Source organism: Sandaracinaceae bacterium (assembly GCA_020633055.1).
Lineage (GTDB): Bacteria > Myxococcota_A > Polyangia > Polyangiales > Houyiibacteriaceae > JADJJE01.
This window is the reverse complement of record JACKEJ010000008.1, coordinates 357,654-372,370: the sequence shown is the minus strand read 5'-3', so window position 1 is coordinate 372,370 and position 14,717 is coordinate 357,654. Positions and strand designations below refer to the sequence as shown.

The window sequence follows — 14,717 nt, the reverse complement described above, 5'->3', positions numbered from 1 at the left end:
CGCCCCCCCGTCTTTCGCGTCATGCTGCCGAGCATCCTGTGAGCACGCGCGCCCTGAACGTCACCGCCGCCCAGCGCTCCTTCGAGTGGCAGGCCGAAGCGGACCCGCCAGCGGCCTCCGGCATGCCGCCGCGCAACCTGCTGCCGCGCGATGGCGAGGTGCACGACCACGGCCGGCTCTACGCCGAAACCGAGGCCACCGCGCTGCTCACTCAGCTGTGCGAGGCCGTGCCCTTCCGGCCGGACGAGCTGGTCATCGCGGGCAAGCGCGTGGTCACGTCGCGGCTGGTGGCCTGGTACGGCGACGACGGCGCGGAGTACGGCTACTCGGGCGCGACCAAGGTGGCGCTGCCCTTCACGCCCACGCTGCGCGCGGTGAAGGAGCGCGTGGAGCGCGCCGCGGGCTGCACGTTCAACGCGTGCCTGCTCAACCTCTACCCCACGGGGCAGGAGGGCATGAGCTGGCACAGCGACGACGAGCCCGCCCTCGGCCGGAGCCCCATCATCGCGTCGCTCAGCCTGGGCGCCGCGCGCCGCTTCGACTTCCGGCACAAGCGCGACCGCGAGAAGGTCTCGGTCACGCTCGAGCACGGCCAGCTGCTGGTCATGCGCGGGGTCACGCAGCACCACTGGCGGCACGCGCTGCCCAAGACGGCGAAGGTGCACTCCGTGCGCGTCAACCTCACGTTCCGCACCATCCTCCTCGGCAGGCCCGAGCGCCCGTGACCGAGCTCGGCAACATCTTCCAGCCCGCAGCCGAGGGCAAGAAGGGGCCGGACCTGTACGTCACCCTGCGCGCCCCCACGCCGGTCGAGGGGCAGCCCACGCGCGTGCACGTGCCGCTCGCGCTCCCGTACGCAGGGCAGCGGGTGACGCGCGCCGACCCACACGGCGAGGGCGAGCACATCGCGCTGGGCATCCCGCCGGGGCTCGCGCCAGGCACCACGCTGCGCCTGCGCGGCGCGGGTGGGCTGTCGGGAGAGGGCGGCGCGGCGGGCGACCTCTACATCACCATCGAGGGCTTCGAGCCCCGCGACGGTCTCGCGCTGCGGGCGCGCGTGCTCCCTTCGCGCTGGGTGCCGCCCGCGCTCGCTCTTTCGACCGTGCTGCTGGGGCTGCTGCTCGCGCTTTGGCTCATCCAGCGCTGAGCGCACGACAGCGGCAGACACGGCTCAGGGGAACTCGCCCAGCAGCCGAAAGCGCCCCTCGGAGATCGCTACCATCCCCTCCCGCTCCAGCTGCCGCAGGTGACGCCACACGTCCTCCGCCCGGCTCCCGTCCTTGTTGACGTAGTCCAGGTAGTTCGCCAGGCCGTCCAGGTCCGTCAGCGGGCCCTCGCGCAGCGTCCCGCCGTGGGTCACTGCGTGCAGCACGTAGTCCACGAGGCGCGGTCGTCCGCGCAGGCCCAGCTCCTTGATGGCGCGCCGCAGCGTCCCCGCCGAGAGCCCGAAGTGCGCGCAGGCCACGGCGCGCCGGATGTCAGGCAGCTGGGCGTAGCGCGCGGCGCGGAGGAGGATGTCCGGGTCGTGGTCCGCGTAGCGCGCCATGGGGGCAGGCTAGCAGACCGCCTCCGCGCACGAGACTCGCCAGCGAACTCGCCGAACAGAGGTGTCTCGGATTCGGTCCCCATATGGGGGCACCCCGGACTGAAAGTCCGGGGCAGCGATCTCAGGTGATCGCCAGCTCGAAGTCCGCCCCCTGCGGAGGCGGACTGCGTCTCGTGAACGGCAGTCGGGTGTTCGGCGGGACGGCTGCGTTTGGATTTACGGTGGTGCCGAGCAAGACAGTCCTCCCCCTTGTGGGGAGGACTTTGGAGAGTGCCCGGCGGTAGCCGGGCGCTCGGAAGGATGCTGCCCCGGACTTTAGTCCGGGGTGCCCCTAATTCGGGACGGTTTGCCGTTCGGAGACAGCCTCTTCAGTCCGGGATGCCTTTGTTCTGGGACAAAGGTCGCTTCGTCAACAGTTCGGCAGGGCGGCCGCGCGCAACTATTCACGGTGGCGCCCAGCGGGCGCACCGAGGGTGTCTCGACCCTCGCGCGCTCAGCCGACGGTCGCGACCTTGGCGGGCACGGACTCTGCGGCCGTCTGCTCGGACTCGGCGACCTCGGTCAGCATGCGCTTGGCGGCCACGGCGGCCATGACCAGGTTCTCGGTGCACGGGTTGCAGCCGCTGCCGCAGCACACGGGCCAGGTGGCCGGGTCGCGCCGCATCAGGTTCTTCACCAGGAAGGCGCTGTCGCTCCGCAGGCCCGACTGCGCGCACGCTTCGCGCACCGTCCGATCCAGCTGCTCTTGCTCCGCGCTGCCCATGGTGGTCCCCCTCTTACCCCACGATCTGTGCGTGTGCCACCGGAGTGACAATTGCTGACAATCGTGGACGTTGACGTGGCCCACCCCGGGCGGCGACCGTAGGGTCATGAGCGACTGGGTAGCCCCGACCGTGGGCCAGCTGCGCGACCTCGAGGTCCTGGTGAACGCCCACCACCCCCTGTGGGTCATCGAGAGCGTCGAGGAGGACCGCGTGCGCACGCTCCTCGCGCACCTGGCCGACCGTGTGGGGCTGCCGCTGTTCGTGTGGCACCCCGCGACCGGGCTCGCCCGCGTGGACGCCCCGCCCAGCCCTGGCTCCCCAGGCACGGACACACCCAAGGGCTGCCTCGCGTTCATCGAGCAGGCCAACATGGAGGCCCTCTTCTACCTCCCGAGCTTTCCGCTGGACGGAGAGGAGCCCGCGGTTCCAGCGCGCGTGAAGGAGATCTACAAGCGCTACTTCAAGCACCGCGGGGCGCTGGTGATCACCACGCCCGAGCTCCAGCTGCCGCGCGGGCTCGAGCCCCTCTTCACGCACGTGGAGCTGCACCCACCCACGCCCGAGGCGTACCACCGGTTCATCACGCAGGTGGTGCGCGACATCGGCGCGCGGCGCGCCGTCAAGGTGGACATGACGCCCGAGGATGTGAGCGCGCTGCTCAACGCGCTGCACGGGCTGACCTTCTTCGAGGTGCAGAAGATCATCACGCAGGCGGTGGTGGAGGACGGGGCGCTCACTCGGGCCGACCTCGCGCGCGTGATGGACGCCAAGCGGCGCATCGTGGAGCGCTCGGGGGTGCTGGAGTACTTTCCGCACGATCACGAGCTGGGCGAGGTGGCCGGCCTCGGCAACCTCAAGCGCTGGCTGCGCAAGCGGCGCGCGGCCTTCACCGACCCCGTGCGCGCCAAGGAGTTCGGGCTGACGGCGCCGCGCGGGCTCCTGCTGCTGGGGGTGCAGGGTTGCGGCAAGAGCCTGTGCGCCAAGGCCGTCGCCAGCGAGTGGGGCCTGCCGCTGCTGCGCCTGGACCCTTCCAACCTCTATCAGAAGTACTTCGGGGAGTCGGAGCGCAACCTCAAGCGCGCCATCCAGACGGCGGAGTCCATGGCGCCGGTGGTGCTGTGGCTCGACGAGATCGAGAAGGCGCTCGGCCAGGGGGACCAGGATGGCGGGACGAGCCAGCGCGTGTTCGGTACCTTCCTCGCGTGGTTGCAGGAGAAGAAGGAGAGCGTGTTCGTGATCGCCACGGCGAACGACATCTCCAAGCTACCGCCCGAGCTGCTGCGCAAGGGGCGCTTCGACGAGATCTTTTTCGTCGACCTGCCGGACGCCGCCACGCGCGCCGACATCCTCGGCGTACACCTGCAGAAGCGAGGCCGCGAGCCGCGCGCCTTCGACCTGCTCACGCTCGGCGCACGCGCCGAGGGCTTCAGCGGCGCGGAGCTGGAGCAGGTGGTGGTGTCCGCGTTGTTCAGCGCGTTCTCCGAGAACGTGGACATCGACGACGAGTACCTGGCGCGCGAGATCGACGGAACGCGCCCGCTGTCGGTCACGATGGCCGAGAAGATCGCCGAGCTGCGCACCTGGGCACGCGAGCGGGCCGTGCGCGCCGACGATTGAAGCGCGGGCGAGTTCGTGGGAGGCGCGTGGTGCTCGCGCCCCGCGTGTGGCAGGCGCGGAGCGCGCGTCAGAACAAGCCGATGCTGAAGTGGAACGAGCCCACGCGCTCGTCCAGGTTGCGCCGCCGCGCGAGCAAGAAGCCGTAGTCGAACGCCACCGGGCCCACGGGCGTGGCGAAACGCAGGCCGAACCCGGCCGTCGGGCGCAGCTGGAGCGGGTTGAGGTTGCCGCCGTTGGCCCACAGGTTGCCGAAGTCCGTGAAGGCTCCGCCATAGACCATGCCGCGGATGGGGAAGCGCAGCTCGGCCCGCGCCACCATGAACACGTCGCCGCCGGCGCTGACCTGCGACGACGAGACCCCGCTGTCGGCCAGCTCCTGGGGTACCAACGAGTCCTGCAGGTAGCCGCGCACCGTGTCCACGCCGCCCAGGAAGAACTGGCGGTTGGGGTACGTCTCCGAGCGCTTCTCCAGGTGGAACACCCGGCCCACGCGACCTTGCAGCGCCAGCGTGAGCGGCCCCATCGGGACGTAGCCGTTCAGCGTGAGCTCGGTGCGCACGTGGTGGCTGAAGAAGCGCTCGCTCATGCCGCCCACCGTCACGGCCTCGGCGGCGAGGGTGCGCGCCCACTCGGCGCTCGCGTTGGCATAGAAGCCGCGGGTGGGGTTGAACGGGTTGTCGCGCAGATCCAGCGTCGCCCCCAGCTCGGCGCTCACCAACGTCGAGCGCCCTTGGGGAACACGCAGCAAGGCGCGCAACCCGGGCGGGGAGTTCAGCAGCAGCTCTTGGTAGGTCTCGTCGTCCGTCAGCAGGTCGACGTCGTTGTTCTCGAGGCCCCCCGACATGGTCAGGATCACCTGCCGCCGCGGGCGCGTCGTGAACGTGAGGTCGACGTTGTTGGAGTCGAGGCCGAACGAGCGCTGGTTGTCGCGCACGTGCGAGACGCTCAACGACATGCGCGTGCGCGGCAGCCGGGGCAGGTAGGGCAACAGAATGCCCAGCGTGATGCGCCGCTCGAGGCGGTTGGCCAGCGACAGGGCGCGGATGCGGTCCGCGGCCACGCTGTCCAAGAAGAAGAACTGGTTGGCCAGCTGCACGCGCAGCGTGAGCCCGATGGCCTTGCCGAACAGGTTTCGGTAGCCGTACTCGAACCCGCCGCGGATTCCCTGGCCGGTGGACACGCCGGCGCGGAAGTCCAGCATCTGCCCGCGGCGCTCGCTGACCGACACCAACACGGGCTTCACCCGCGCCGGGAGCTCGCGCTCCCCCGGCTCCACGGTGACGCTCGAGAAGATGCCCAGCTCCATCAGGCGGTCCTGCGTGCGCCGCGCGAGGCTGGGCCGGAAGCGCTCGCCCGTGCGCAGGGCGACCAGCCGACGGATCATCGAGAGCTCCGTGCGCTCGGCCCCCTCGATGATGATCTCGCCCACCGTCACGGGGTACAGCTCCACCACCTCCAGCGTCACCACCGCGCGCGTGCGGTCACCGCTGAAGCGCACGCCGGGCGTCACGCGCGCGTAGAGGTAGCCCTCGTCGTGGTAGAGCGCCTCCACGCGCGCGCGCGCTTCGTCCAGCAGGGCGTGGCTGAACGGCACGTCGCGCGCGAGCGCCGCGGCGGCGAGCACCTCACGATCGCCCAGGTCGACGTTGCCCCGCAGCTGCACCTCGTAGACGTACGAGCGCGGTCCCTCGACCACCGGGATGCTCACCTCCACGTGGTCCGAGGTCCCTCGCGCGAACGTCACGCGCGTGAGCGGGCCCACCTGCGCGTTGAGGAAGCCCTCACGCTCGTAGAGCCGCTGGATGTGCTCGATGGCCTGCTCGTAGGCGGGGCCGTAGAAGATCTCACGCGGCAGCAGCGGGCGTGGTCGCGTGCGCGGCTCGCCGGCCCGAGACACGCGGTCGCTGTTCAGCAGCCGCTCCGCCGTGCGCGTGTCGAGGGGGTCCGCCAGGCCACCGAGGTCCACCGCGTCCACGACGAAGCCCTGCAGCTGCTCGCGCAGGTGGTCCTGCGTGAAGTGCGAGGCGCCGGGGAAGCTCACATCCGTCACGCGCTGAGCGCGCCCGGCGTCCACGTCGACGACCAGGCGCGCTTCGCCCGCCCGTCGGCCTGCGATACGCCGCACGTGCACCGTGGTCGTCGGGAAGCCGCGGCGGGCGTACAGGTCGGCGACGCGCTGCGCGATCGCCTGCGTCGCGCCGGGCGTGAGTCGCTCGCTGGTGAGGTCGAGCACGTCCGACACGGCCTCACGCGACAGCGGGTAGGCGTCGCGGATGAACAGCTCGTAGCGTGGCCCGAACACGCTCTCGACGACCAACACCACGTCGCCCTCTACGCGATCGATGCGCGCGAGCGCGAGCTGTGCGCTGTACCACCGACGCTCGCGCAGCGTGGTGGTGGCGCTGCGCAGCGCCTCGTCGACCTCGCGGCGGTCGAAGATGTCGCCCGGCCCGATGCCCAGCGCGCGTCGCACGTGGGCTTCGGGGGGCGGCGCCTGGCCCTCGAAGACGATGTGCGTGATCCGTGTCGGCGTGCCCTCGTCGATCCGCACCACCAGCGCCTTGCGGGAGGGCTCGTCCGTGTCGCGCAGCTCGAACGTCACGTGCACGCGCTCGTAGCCTCGCTCCTGGTACACGCGCGCCAGCCGGCGCTCGAGCGTCACGCGCCCACGCTCGGTCTGGGTGAAGGCGCGGTCCATCTCCTCTTCCTCGTGGAGATCGAGCGCGCGCAGCACCTCCGTGTCATCCAGCACTTCGTTTCCCGTCACCGTCACACGCGCGAGCAAGAAGCGCGCGGCCAGCTCCACGTACAGCACCACGCCGCCGCTCGTCGGCGCGACGTCCAGCTGCACGTCCGCCCAGCGCCCCGTGGCCAACAGCTGCTCCACTGTGCTGCGCAGGTACGCGCGGGAGAGCCGCTCCCCCGGCTCCAGCCCCAGCTCGGCCGGCACCACCAGGCCCGCGGCCTCGCCCCGCACCTCGATGCGCACCACTTGGCGCCCCAGCAGCTCCTGCGGCACCCACGCCCGGGCCACCGTGCTCACCGCCAGCCCGACGCACAGGGTGAGCGCTATGCCGAGGGAGCGCGGGGTCACTCGAACTCGATGCGCCAGTGGAAGTCGATGCCCACGTTGCCGAAGGACGACTGCGTCTCGCGGTTCACGTTGTCGTAGCCCGCCTGGATGCTGGTCTGGTCGCCCAACTGCCACTCCACGCCCGCGCGGATCTCGCGCGTGTCGCCCGTGAGGCTGGTCGACGCCGTCAGCCTCACGCGTTCGGCGATGCGCTTTCCGATGGTCACTTGGGGTTCCGGTCGGTTGGTGCGCGTACTGTACATGGTGGTGATGGCGAAGTCGTCGATCACCTGCAGGGCGTCGCTGACCTCGTCGTTCACGCCGGACAGGCTGGACACCGCCTCGAGCGCCGCGCCACCGAGGTCGGCGGCTTGCAGCGACTGGGCCTGCGCCGTGGTCAGGCCGATCGTCAGCAGCAGCAGGATGTCCTGCTCGCTGGCCGACGGGTCCGAGCGGGCGTCCAAGCGGAACGCATCCAGATTGCCGAAGGCGTGCAGCGAGATGCGCCAGTTGTTCTGGTCCAGGTTGCGGGTGCGGATGTCCGTCTCGGCCGTGATGTCGAAGCTGGGGTTGATGCGCGTCGGGTCGTCGAAGCGGATGTCGCCGCTGCGCATCTCGAGCAGCGCGTTGCGGAAGCGCACGTTGCCGCGCTGCACGGCCAGCTGCCCCAGCACGCCCAGGCGCTGGTCCGTGCCGACGATCTGGAAGGGTCGGTCGCGGTCGGCGATGGCGATGTCCACCGTCATGAGGTTGTTGCGCACGCGGATGGGCCGCCCCGTGATGGTCAGCTCCACCTCGAGGTTGTCGTTCTCGGCGTCGTAGTCGCTCAGCAGGTCGCGCTCGGGGCGGTTCAGCTCGCCCAGCGTCGGCGAGAGGCTGGTGGGCCGCGAGTACACCAGGCGTTCCAACTGCACCTGCCCCGCCAACCGCGGCAGACGCATGCTCGGGTCCCAGTGCAGGCGTGCCTGTGCGTCGAATCCCAGCTCCACGCCCGTCATCGGCCGTAGCGCCGCGTCGCGCACCGCCACGTCGAACGCGTAGTCGTGCAGCCCGCCGTCCGCCAGGGTCGCGACGCCGCCCAGGTCCACCCAGCCGCTGCCCAGGCGCGCGCCGAAGTCCTCGAAGATGAGGCGGTGCGCGCTGAACGTGACCCGACCCCCCAGCTCCTCGAGCGGCACGGGGAAGCCCGCGAAGCGGAACGCGCCGTCGATGACGCGCGCCTCACCGAACACCGACGGGTCCGACGCGTCGCCCGAGATGCGCACCTTCAGCTCGAGCCGTCCCTCGGCGTCGGTGATGGTGGGGCTGGTGGTGGCGAGCAGGCCCAGGTCCACCACGCCGTCCACCCGCGTCCGCAGCCCGGTCCGCAGCGAGGCGCGGCCACTCACGCCCAGCTCGGTGCCGGGACCCACCAGCGCCATGCGCCGGATGCGCCCCTCGCCGCGCACGAAGTGCACGTCGATCGGCCCGTCGTTGTGGATGGGGATGCCCTCCACCTCCACCTCGAGCCGCTCGATCGCGAGGTCGCCGCCGTAGGTGTCGTTGTCGAGCGCGCCGTCGTCGAACAGCATGCGTCCCTGCATCACGCCGCGTGACGTGGCGCCGGGCAGGGACCCGGCCAAGAAGGGCGCGAGGTCCAGCGGGTCGAAGCGCACCTCGCCCCGCAGCGGTAGCTGGGAGGTCCAGCCCACGGCCAGATCCACGCCGATCTGGCCCGTCAGCGCGTCGCCGCACAGCAGGAACGCCATCGGGCGCGTGAGCGCCGGCACTGGACCCGCGGGCGTCTGGATGGGCGGGTCGGCTGGCCAGCGCCCCTGCGCCAGCCCGACGCGCGCGTGCCGGCAGGGCTCGTCGGCGGGCGGGTTGCGCGGGTCCCAGTCGCTGGCCTCGGCCACCCACGGGTCGGTGCGGTCGGTCAGCCGCACGTAGAGGCGCCCGTGGCCCAGCGGCTCCCCCGCCCAGGCGAGCTGGTGCAACCCCAGGTCGGCGTTGACGTGCGGCACCGAGCTGGTGCCCTCCACCTGGCCCAGCAGCGACCAGGTGCCGCTCAGGTCGGGCATGCCCTCGAAGCCCTCGGTCGCCGCGAACGGGATGTTGTCGGCCGAGACGCTCATCTGCAGCACCCCGCCCAGCGCCATGGTGCCCGCCACGGCGATGGTGCCCCCGCCCTTGTGCAGCGCGAGGTGCGTGACGTCCAGCTCGGCGCCGTCCACGCCGCGCGCGTAGTCGAGCCAGCGCCAGTCGGCCTCGAGCGCCCCTGCGTCGAAGGCGAAGCCCGCGAAGTGCGCGCTCGAGAAGCCGATGTCGACCGAGGCGCGCAGCGTCCCGGTGGGCAGGTCGTCGGGGAAGCCCGTCGTGTAGCGCACACGCGTGGTGCCGTGCGCCACGCCCTGGAACGGCGTGAAGTGCTCGTCCGTCTCCAGCCGGAAGATGTGGTAGAGGTCCGCCAGCACCATGCGCTGCGCGTGCACCTCGGCCGTGACCTCCATACGGCTGTGGCGGAAGTCCACGAACAGGTCCTGTACGGTGTAGCGGCTGTCGTTCTTGACGGCGGTGATGAGCGGGAAGCGCACCGACATGCTCTCGTTCTCGAGCTGCCAGTCGGAGTCGATGTCGCCCGCTCGGAACGTGTCGAACTCGAAGCCGCTCATCTGCACGTGTCCGCTCACCGCGGGGTTGTTGTACGGGCCCCGCAGCGTGGCCTCCCACGTCCCGCGCCCGCCCAGGTGGAGCGTGGTCAGCGGCGTCACGTCGGCCAGGTCCATCTGCGTGCTGTGCCCCACCACCTCGATGAAGTCCCCGAAGCCCAGCAGCACGTCCACGTGGGCCGTCGAGTTGGGCATGGTCACGTCCAGGTCGCGGAAGCCCAGCCCCTCGGGCGTGACCGTCACGCGCCCCTCCACGCGACCGCGCTCGATGCCCATGATGCGCGTGGCCGGCCGGTGGTGCCACGCGTCCGCCGTGACCAGGAAGTCCTCGGTGCGCACGCGGATGGGCCCGCTCAGGTCGAGCGGTGAGAGCGTCCCGGCGAGATCGATGCGCCCCCCCAGCGTCCACTGCGCGATGGCGTCCGGGGTGACCCCCAGCTGCTTCAGCAGCTTGGCCAGCTGCAGCGCGTCGATGTCGAGCTGCGCCGTGAGCGGCAGGTCGGCCGTGAAGCCCACCGACGCGTGCCCGGTCACCACGCCGCCGCCCTCCACCACCTGGAAGCGCATCTCCGTCACGCGCACCTCGGTGGGGTCGAACTCGAAGTCGAGCTCCACGCGCTCGCCCAGGCCGTACGTGTCGATGGCCGCGTCGCGCAGCCGCACCTGGCCGCTGCCTTCGGGCGTCCCGTCGCGCACCCCCACGGTCGCGTCCACCTCCACCAGCCCGCGCAGGGGCGGCAGCTCGACGTCGATGGGCAGCTCGTCCAGGTGCGCCAGATCCGCCCGCACGCGCACGTTGCCGAAGAAGCGTGGCTCGAACGGCAGGGGCACGTGGGCCTCGCTCGCCCCCACCCCGAAGTGCTCGCTCTCCACCGCCAGCTCGGCCACGTCGATGCCCGAGTCGGGGTCCACCGTGACCACCGCGCGCAGCGAGTCCAGCACCAGCCGCCGCTCGCCTTGCCGCAGCGAACCCTCGCCGCCCTCCACGCTCAGCTGCAGCACGGTGCCGCCCGAGACGCGCAGGTCCACCTCCAGCTGCGTGAGCGACGCGCTCCCGTCCGGCCCGCCGTCCACCTGCACGGTGGCGTTGGTCAGGGTCAGGCGCGAGAAGGGCAGCGTCGTCGGGCTGTCCGGGTCTGGCTCCACACGCGGCCGGGGCAGGTTGCGCACCTCGCCCTCGCGCACGATGAGGTTCACCACCGCGCCGTCGATCAAGATCTCGTCCAGGTCCAGCTCGCCCCGCAGCAGCGCGCGCACGCTGGGCGAGATGACCAGGCGGTTGGCCTTCACCAGGCGCCCGTACACGGGGTCCACCAGCGCGATCTCGCTCGCCACCACCTCGATGCGCGGGGGGAACAGCCCCGGGTCCACGCGCAGCTCGCCGAACGTCGCCTCCAGCCCCAGCTGGTCGCGGATGACCGCGATGGTCAGCTCGCGGATGCGCGCGCGCCCCCAGCCCGTCTGCGTCAGCCCCACCGCGAACGACACCACCGCCACGATCCCGAGCACGAGGTTTCGCAGCCATCGCATCCAACGGGATGGGCGTGAGGGTTCATCGGGCACGGCAGCTTCTTCGTTGCATAGCACGCAGCCCCTTCGCCTCGCCTGCTTTCGGCCGGGTGCTGTAGGGCGTGGTAGGTTTACGGAATGGACGCGAACAAGCTTCTCGCAGGCGACGCCGGTCAGGGACGAACCCGTGAGACCGATATTCGGCGCGACGCCGGCCGGCGCTGGTGGAAGGGGGCCGAGCGCATCGAGCACCCCGGCCTGGTGCGCAGCTTCGACGGCTGGATCGACCGCGCGGAGGACGGACGCTTCTGCCTCAGCAACGACATCAACTGGGCCTACTTTGCGCTCGAGGGGCCGGCCTACTTCGTCGAGAGCGTGGCCCTCCACGCGGGGGGCGTGACGCTGCACCTGAGCGGGGACCGCGTCGAGGAGCTGGATCCCAGCTCGCTGCGTCAGGACGAGCTGGGGGCGCTGTGGTGCGATGTGCGGGAAGGTCGGTGTCCGGCGCGCTTCGACAACCACGCGGCCGCGGCGCTCTCCTCCCTGATCGACGAAGACGCCGAGGGCGTGCTGCTGCGCATCGGGGACGCGGTCCATCGCCCGCCGGTGGTCGCGGATGGCGCCGCCGCGCTTCCGTGATAGGTGAGGGTCCTCGATGAAGAGGCGTGAACAGCTGGCGGCCCTGATCGCCTTCCTCCTCGGCGCGCCGCTGGTGTTCCTGTTCACCACGGCCGCCATCGACGGCAACACGCGCAGCCAGGAGACCGCGTTCCGGGCGGTGCTCGGGGACGCGCGCTTCGAGGCGCTGATGGCCGGGGAGGGCGGATTCCCGCACTACCTGGGCAGCAGCCTGGCTGCGCCCGAGTTCGAGCTGACGGACCGCCACGGGCAGCCGTGGCGGCTGGCGGACCACCGCGGCAAGGTCGTGGTGCTCAACTTCTGGAGCATCACCTGCCCGCCGTGTCTCGAAGAGCTGCCCAGCCTCGAGCACCTGGGGCACCTGGCGCAGACGTGGGGCGACGTGGAGGTGGTCGCGGTGAGCGCCGACGAGGGCTGGGACGCGGTGGCCACCGTGGTGCCGCCCGACACGCGCCTCACGCACGTGTTCGACCCCACCCGCGAGGTCATCACCGGGCAGTTCGGCACGCGCCTGTTCCCCGAGACGTGGATCATCGACCGCGAGGGGCGCGTGCGCTTCCGCTACGACGGGGCCCTCGACTGGGGCAGCCCGCTGGTGGTGGAGCTGGTCGAGGCCTACCGCTGAGGTGCTGAGGACCTCGGGGGCCTCGGGGCGGGGGTGGTGGCGGCGGTGGCACACCTTGCAGGGATCACGGGGTCGCGGTTGGGGTTGGGGACGTGGCCGTGGCGCTCGAGCTGTACGAGGCACGCCGCTGTGCCTGGCGCTCGAACGCATCGGACATCGCTTGGATCACGGCCCGGGAGCGGGCGTCGTCCGCGCGCAGCGTCAGCGTGGCGTCCGTGCCCGTGACCGTCATGGACACCGCGCGGCCGGCTTCGGCTAGCTGGGGCACCTCGCGATCCAGCTCCACGACGACCTCTTGCTGCACCTCCAGCGACTTGGCGAGGATGGCGTTCGCGGACCCTTCGGAGATGGTGTGGACGCGGCCGTTGACGTCGACGCCCTGGCTGCTCGGGGTGACGCTGAGCCCCGCCCAACGTAGGTCGGAGAAGACGCCAGCCAGGCCCTCCTCACGCTCGAACTCGCGCCGGAACACCACGGCGGGGATGCCGATCATGCTGAAGTACGAGTGATACGCAGACATGGCCGTCACGGCTGTGAGCATGGTGCCCCCCACGGGCGCGGGGTCCTCGAGCCCGTCCAGCCGGTCGAGCACGGCCTCCACGCCCACCCCCTCGGCCACCACGAAGTAGCGCCCCTGCACGACGCTCACCGCGGTCCGTCGGCGCGTGAAGATGGTGTGCTCGCGTCGCCGGTAGCGGTCCGTCAGATCGAAGTTCTCCGTGTCCGCCTCGGTGTAGCGACCCTGCGCCACCATCGTGAAGCCGTGCTCGAACTCCACCGAGAACGCGATCACGTCGGTGCGCGCCATCCCCTCCCGCACGGCGGTGCGCCCGGGTTCGCGCACCTCGGCGCGCAGGAACCAGTCGAACGCGCTCTCTACGAGGTCACCGTAGGGGCTGCGCCGGATGGCCGCGACGTCCACGCGCGCATACACGAACCCGTTGCTCCCGACGAGCGTGAGGGGGTCGCCCGGGACGGCTTGGGCCGGGAGCCCCGGCTGACAGGGGACAGCGGTGGCGGTCACGCTCGCGGGGTCCACGACCGGTTCTGGGCAGCGCCCGGCGCATCCGAGGGTGAAGGACACGAGTGCGAGCAGGGCGAGCAGGGCGAGTCCGCCGGGCGAGGAGCGCAGCGGGTCGCCGGCGCGCGGCGCGCAGGGGGACCGTCGCCATGAACGGCTGGGGCGCGGGCGTGCGATGCGGGCGGGGGCGGAGGAACGAGGCATGGCCTCATCCTACTTCGATCGCGCGGGATTTTGGGCCTCGTGGTACGGATCCGCATGTCCACACCGCGCCACGCCGCGTTCCGCTTCGTCTTGCGACGCACGTTCCTGCCCATCTCGCGTCACGTCCGCTCGCTCGCCTGGCATCGGGCGTTGCTGGATCGGGTGTCCGGTACCATCCCTGGCCCCCGCGACGTGGTGGCACGCGACGTGACGCTCGGCGGTCGACCTGCCCGCCAGCTGAGCCTCACCGGGAGCAGCGCCGACCGCCGCTCCGAGCCCCACGTGCTCTACCTGCATGGCGGCGGCTACGTGGCGGGCGGGCTCACCAGCCACACCGGCCTCGCGGCTCACGTGGCGCGGACGCTCGACGCTCGCGGGTGGCTCCTGGACTACCGCCTGGCCCCCGAACACCCATACCCCGCCGCGCGAGAGGACGCGCTCAGCGCCTATCGTGAGCTGCTCGACCAGGGCGTCGAGCCCGGGCGCATCGTCATCGCGGGTGACTCGGCCGGTGGCGGACTGACCCTCTCGACGGCCGCGGGCATCCGTCACGCGGGTTGGCCCATGCCGGCTGGCCTGGTCCTGCTCTCACCCTGGACCGACCTCACGCTCTCCGCCCCGAGCTACATGCGCAACAAGCGACGGGAGGTGATGCTCAGCACGCGCTTTCTCTCCGACTCGGCGGGCAGCTACTGCGGCGAACGGGGCGGGGGCCGGCGCACGTCGCGTGCCGACCCGGGGGTCTCACCCATGTTCGCCGACCTGGCCGGGCTGCCGCCGATCTTGGCGCAGGTGGGAGGCGACGAGATCCTGTTGGACGACGCGCGCCTGGTGGTAGAGCAAGCGCAGGCGGCCGGGGTGCAGGCCACGCTCCAGGTCTACGACCGCTTGTGGCACGTCTTCCACGCGGGCATCGGGCTGATCCCCGAGGCAGACGCTGCGCTGCGCGAGATCGGCCGCTTCGGACGACAGGTCATTGCATCGCCCGCGAGCCTGTGAAACAATGATCTGATCTTTGTATCACAGGCGCGGGTCGGCGTGGATGTGCACCGGCGGCGCAGACACAGGAAC

At 71.3% G+C, this 14,717-nt stretch carries 11 protein-coding genes; 6 read left to right on the top strand and 5 right to left on the bottom strand.

What is annotated here, in order from left to right; all coding sequences use genetic code 11:
* The first annotated feature begins 122 nt into the window (after window positions 1-122).
* Both H6726_18375 and H6726_18370 read left to right on the top strand, forming a co-directional pair.
* The gene (locus tag H6726_18375) at window positions 123-725 is read left to right on the top strand and encodes an alpha-ketoglutarate-dependent dioxygenase AlkB (protein MCB9659619.1); all 603 of its coding nucleotides are present in this window, start codon (window positions 123-125) and stop codon (window positions 723-725) included.
* Window positions 722-1,147, top strand: coding sequence for a hypothetical protein (locus H6726_18370; GenBank protein ID MCB9659618.1), 426 nt, complete (start codon window positions 722-724; stop codon window positions 1,145-1,147). Before H6726_18375 ends, H6726_18370 begins: the two co-directional genes overlap by 4 nt.
* 24 nt (window positions 1,148-1,171) lie before the next feature.
* On the opposite strand, the gene H6726_18365 is transcribed toward H6726_18370, so the two are convergent.
* A complete protein-coding gene (locus H6726_18365; GenBank protein ID MCB9659617.1) occupies window positions 1,172-1,546 on the bottom strand; it encodes a hypothetical protein in 375 nt (124 codons plus the stop codon).
* A 493-nt stretch (window positions 1,547-2,039) separates the two neighbouring features.
* Window positions 2,040-2,309: a hypothetical protein gene (locus H6726_18360; protein MCB9659616.1), complete on the bottom strand. Its 270-nt coding sequence runs from the start codon at window positions 2,307-2,309 to the stop codon at window positions 2,040-2,042.
* 106 nt (window positions 2,310-2,415) lie between these two features.
* Here H6726_18360 and H6726_18355 point away from each other — a divergent pair, with 106 nt between their 5' ends.
* Window positions 2,416-3,927 (top strand): AAA family ATPase, encoded by a 1,512-nt coding sequence (locus tag H6726_18355; GenBank protein ID MCB9659615.1) that lies wholly within the window; start codon window positions 2,416-2,418, stop codon window positions 3,925-3,927.
* Window positions 3,928-3,994: 67 nt separating this feature from the next.
* Here H6726_18355 and H6726_18350 read toward each other — a convergent pair whose 3' ends face one another.
* A complete protein-coding gene (locus H6726_18350) occupies window positions 3,995-7,021 on the bottom strand; it encodes a BamA/TamA family outer membrane protein (protein ID MCB9659614.1) in 3,027 nt (1,008 codons plus the stop codon).
* A complete protein-coding gene (locus H6726_18345; GenBank protein MCB9659613.1) occupies window positions 7,018-11,178 on the bottom strand; it encodes a translocation/assembly module TamB domain-containing protein in 4,161 nt (1,386 codons plus the stop codon). Before H6726_18345 ends, H6726_18350 begins: the two co-directional genes overlap by 4 nt.
* Before the next feature lie 117 nt (window positions 11,179-11,295).
* On the opposite strand from H6726_18345, the gene H6726_18340 reads away from it, so the two are divergent.
* A complete protein-coding gene (locus tag H6726_18340; GenBank protein ID MCB9659612.1) occupies window positions 11,296-11,796 on the top strand; it encodes a hypothetical protein in 501 nt (166 codons plus the stop codon).
* Between the two features lie 16 nt (window positions 11,797-11,812).
* Window positions 11,813-12,421 (top strand): TlpA family protein disulfide reductase, encoded by a 609-nt coding sequence (locus H6726_18335; GenBank protein MCB9659611.1) that lies wholly within the window; start codon window positions 11,813-11,815, stop codon window positions 12,419-12,421.
* Between the two features lie 64 nt (window positions 12,422-12,485).
* On the opposite strand, the gene H6726_18330 is transcribed toward H6726_18335, so the two are convergent.
* Window positions 12,486-13,646, bottom strand: a complete 1,161-nt coding sequence (locus H6726_18330; GenBank protein ID MCB9659610.1) for a hypothetical protein — start codon at window positions 13,644-13,646, stop codon at window positions 12,486-12,488.
* Between the two features lie 54 nt (window positions 13,647-13,700).
* Here H6726_18330 and H6726_18325 point away from each other — a divergent pair, with 54 nt between their 5' ends.
* On the top strand, window positions 13,701-14,645 hold the full coding sequence (locus H6726_18325) for an alpha/beta hydrolase (protein MCB9659609.1): 945 nt from the start codon (window positions 13,701-13,703) through the stop codon (window positions 14,643-14,645).
* Window positions 14,646-14,717 lie beyond the last annotated feature (72 nt).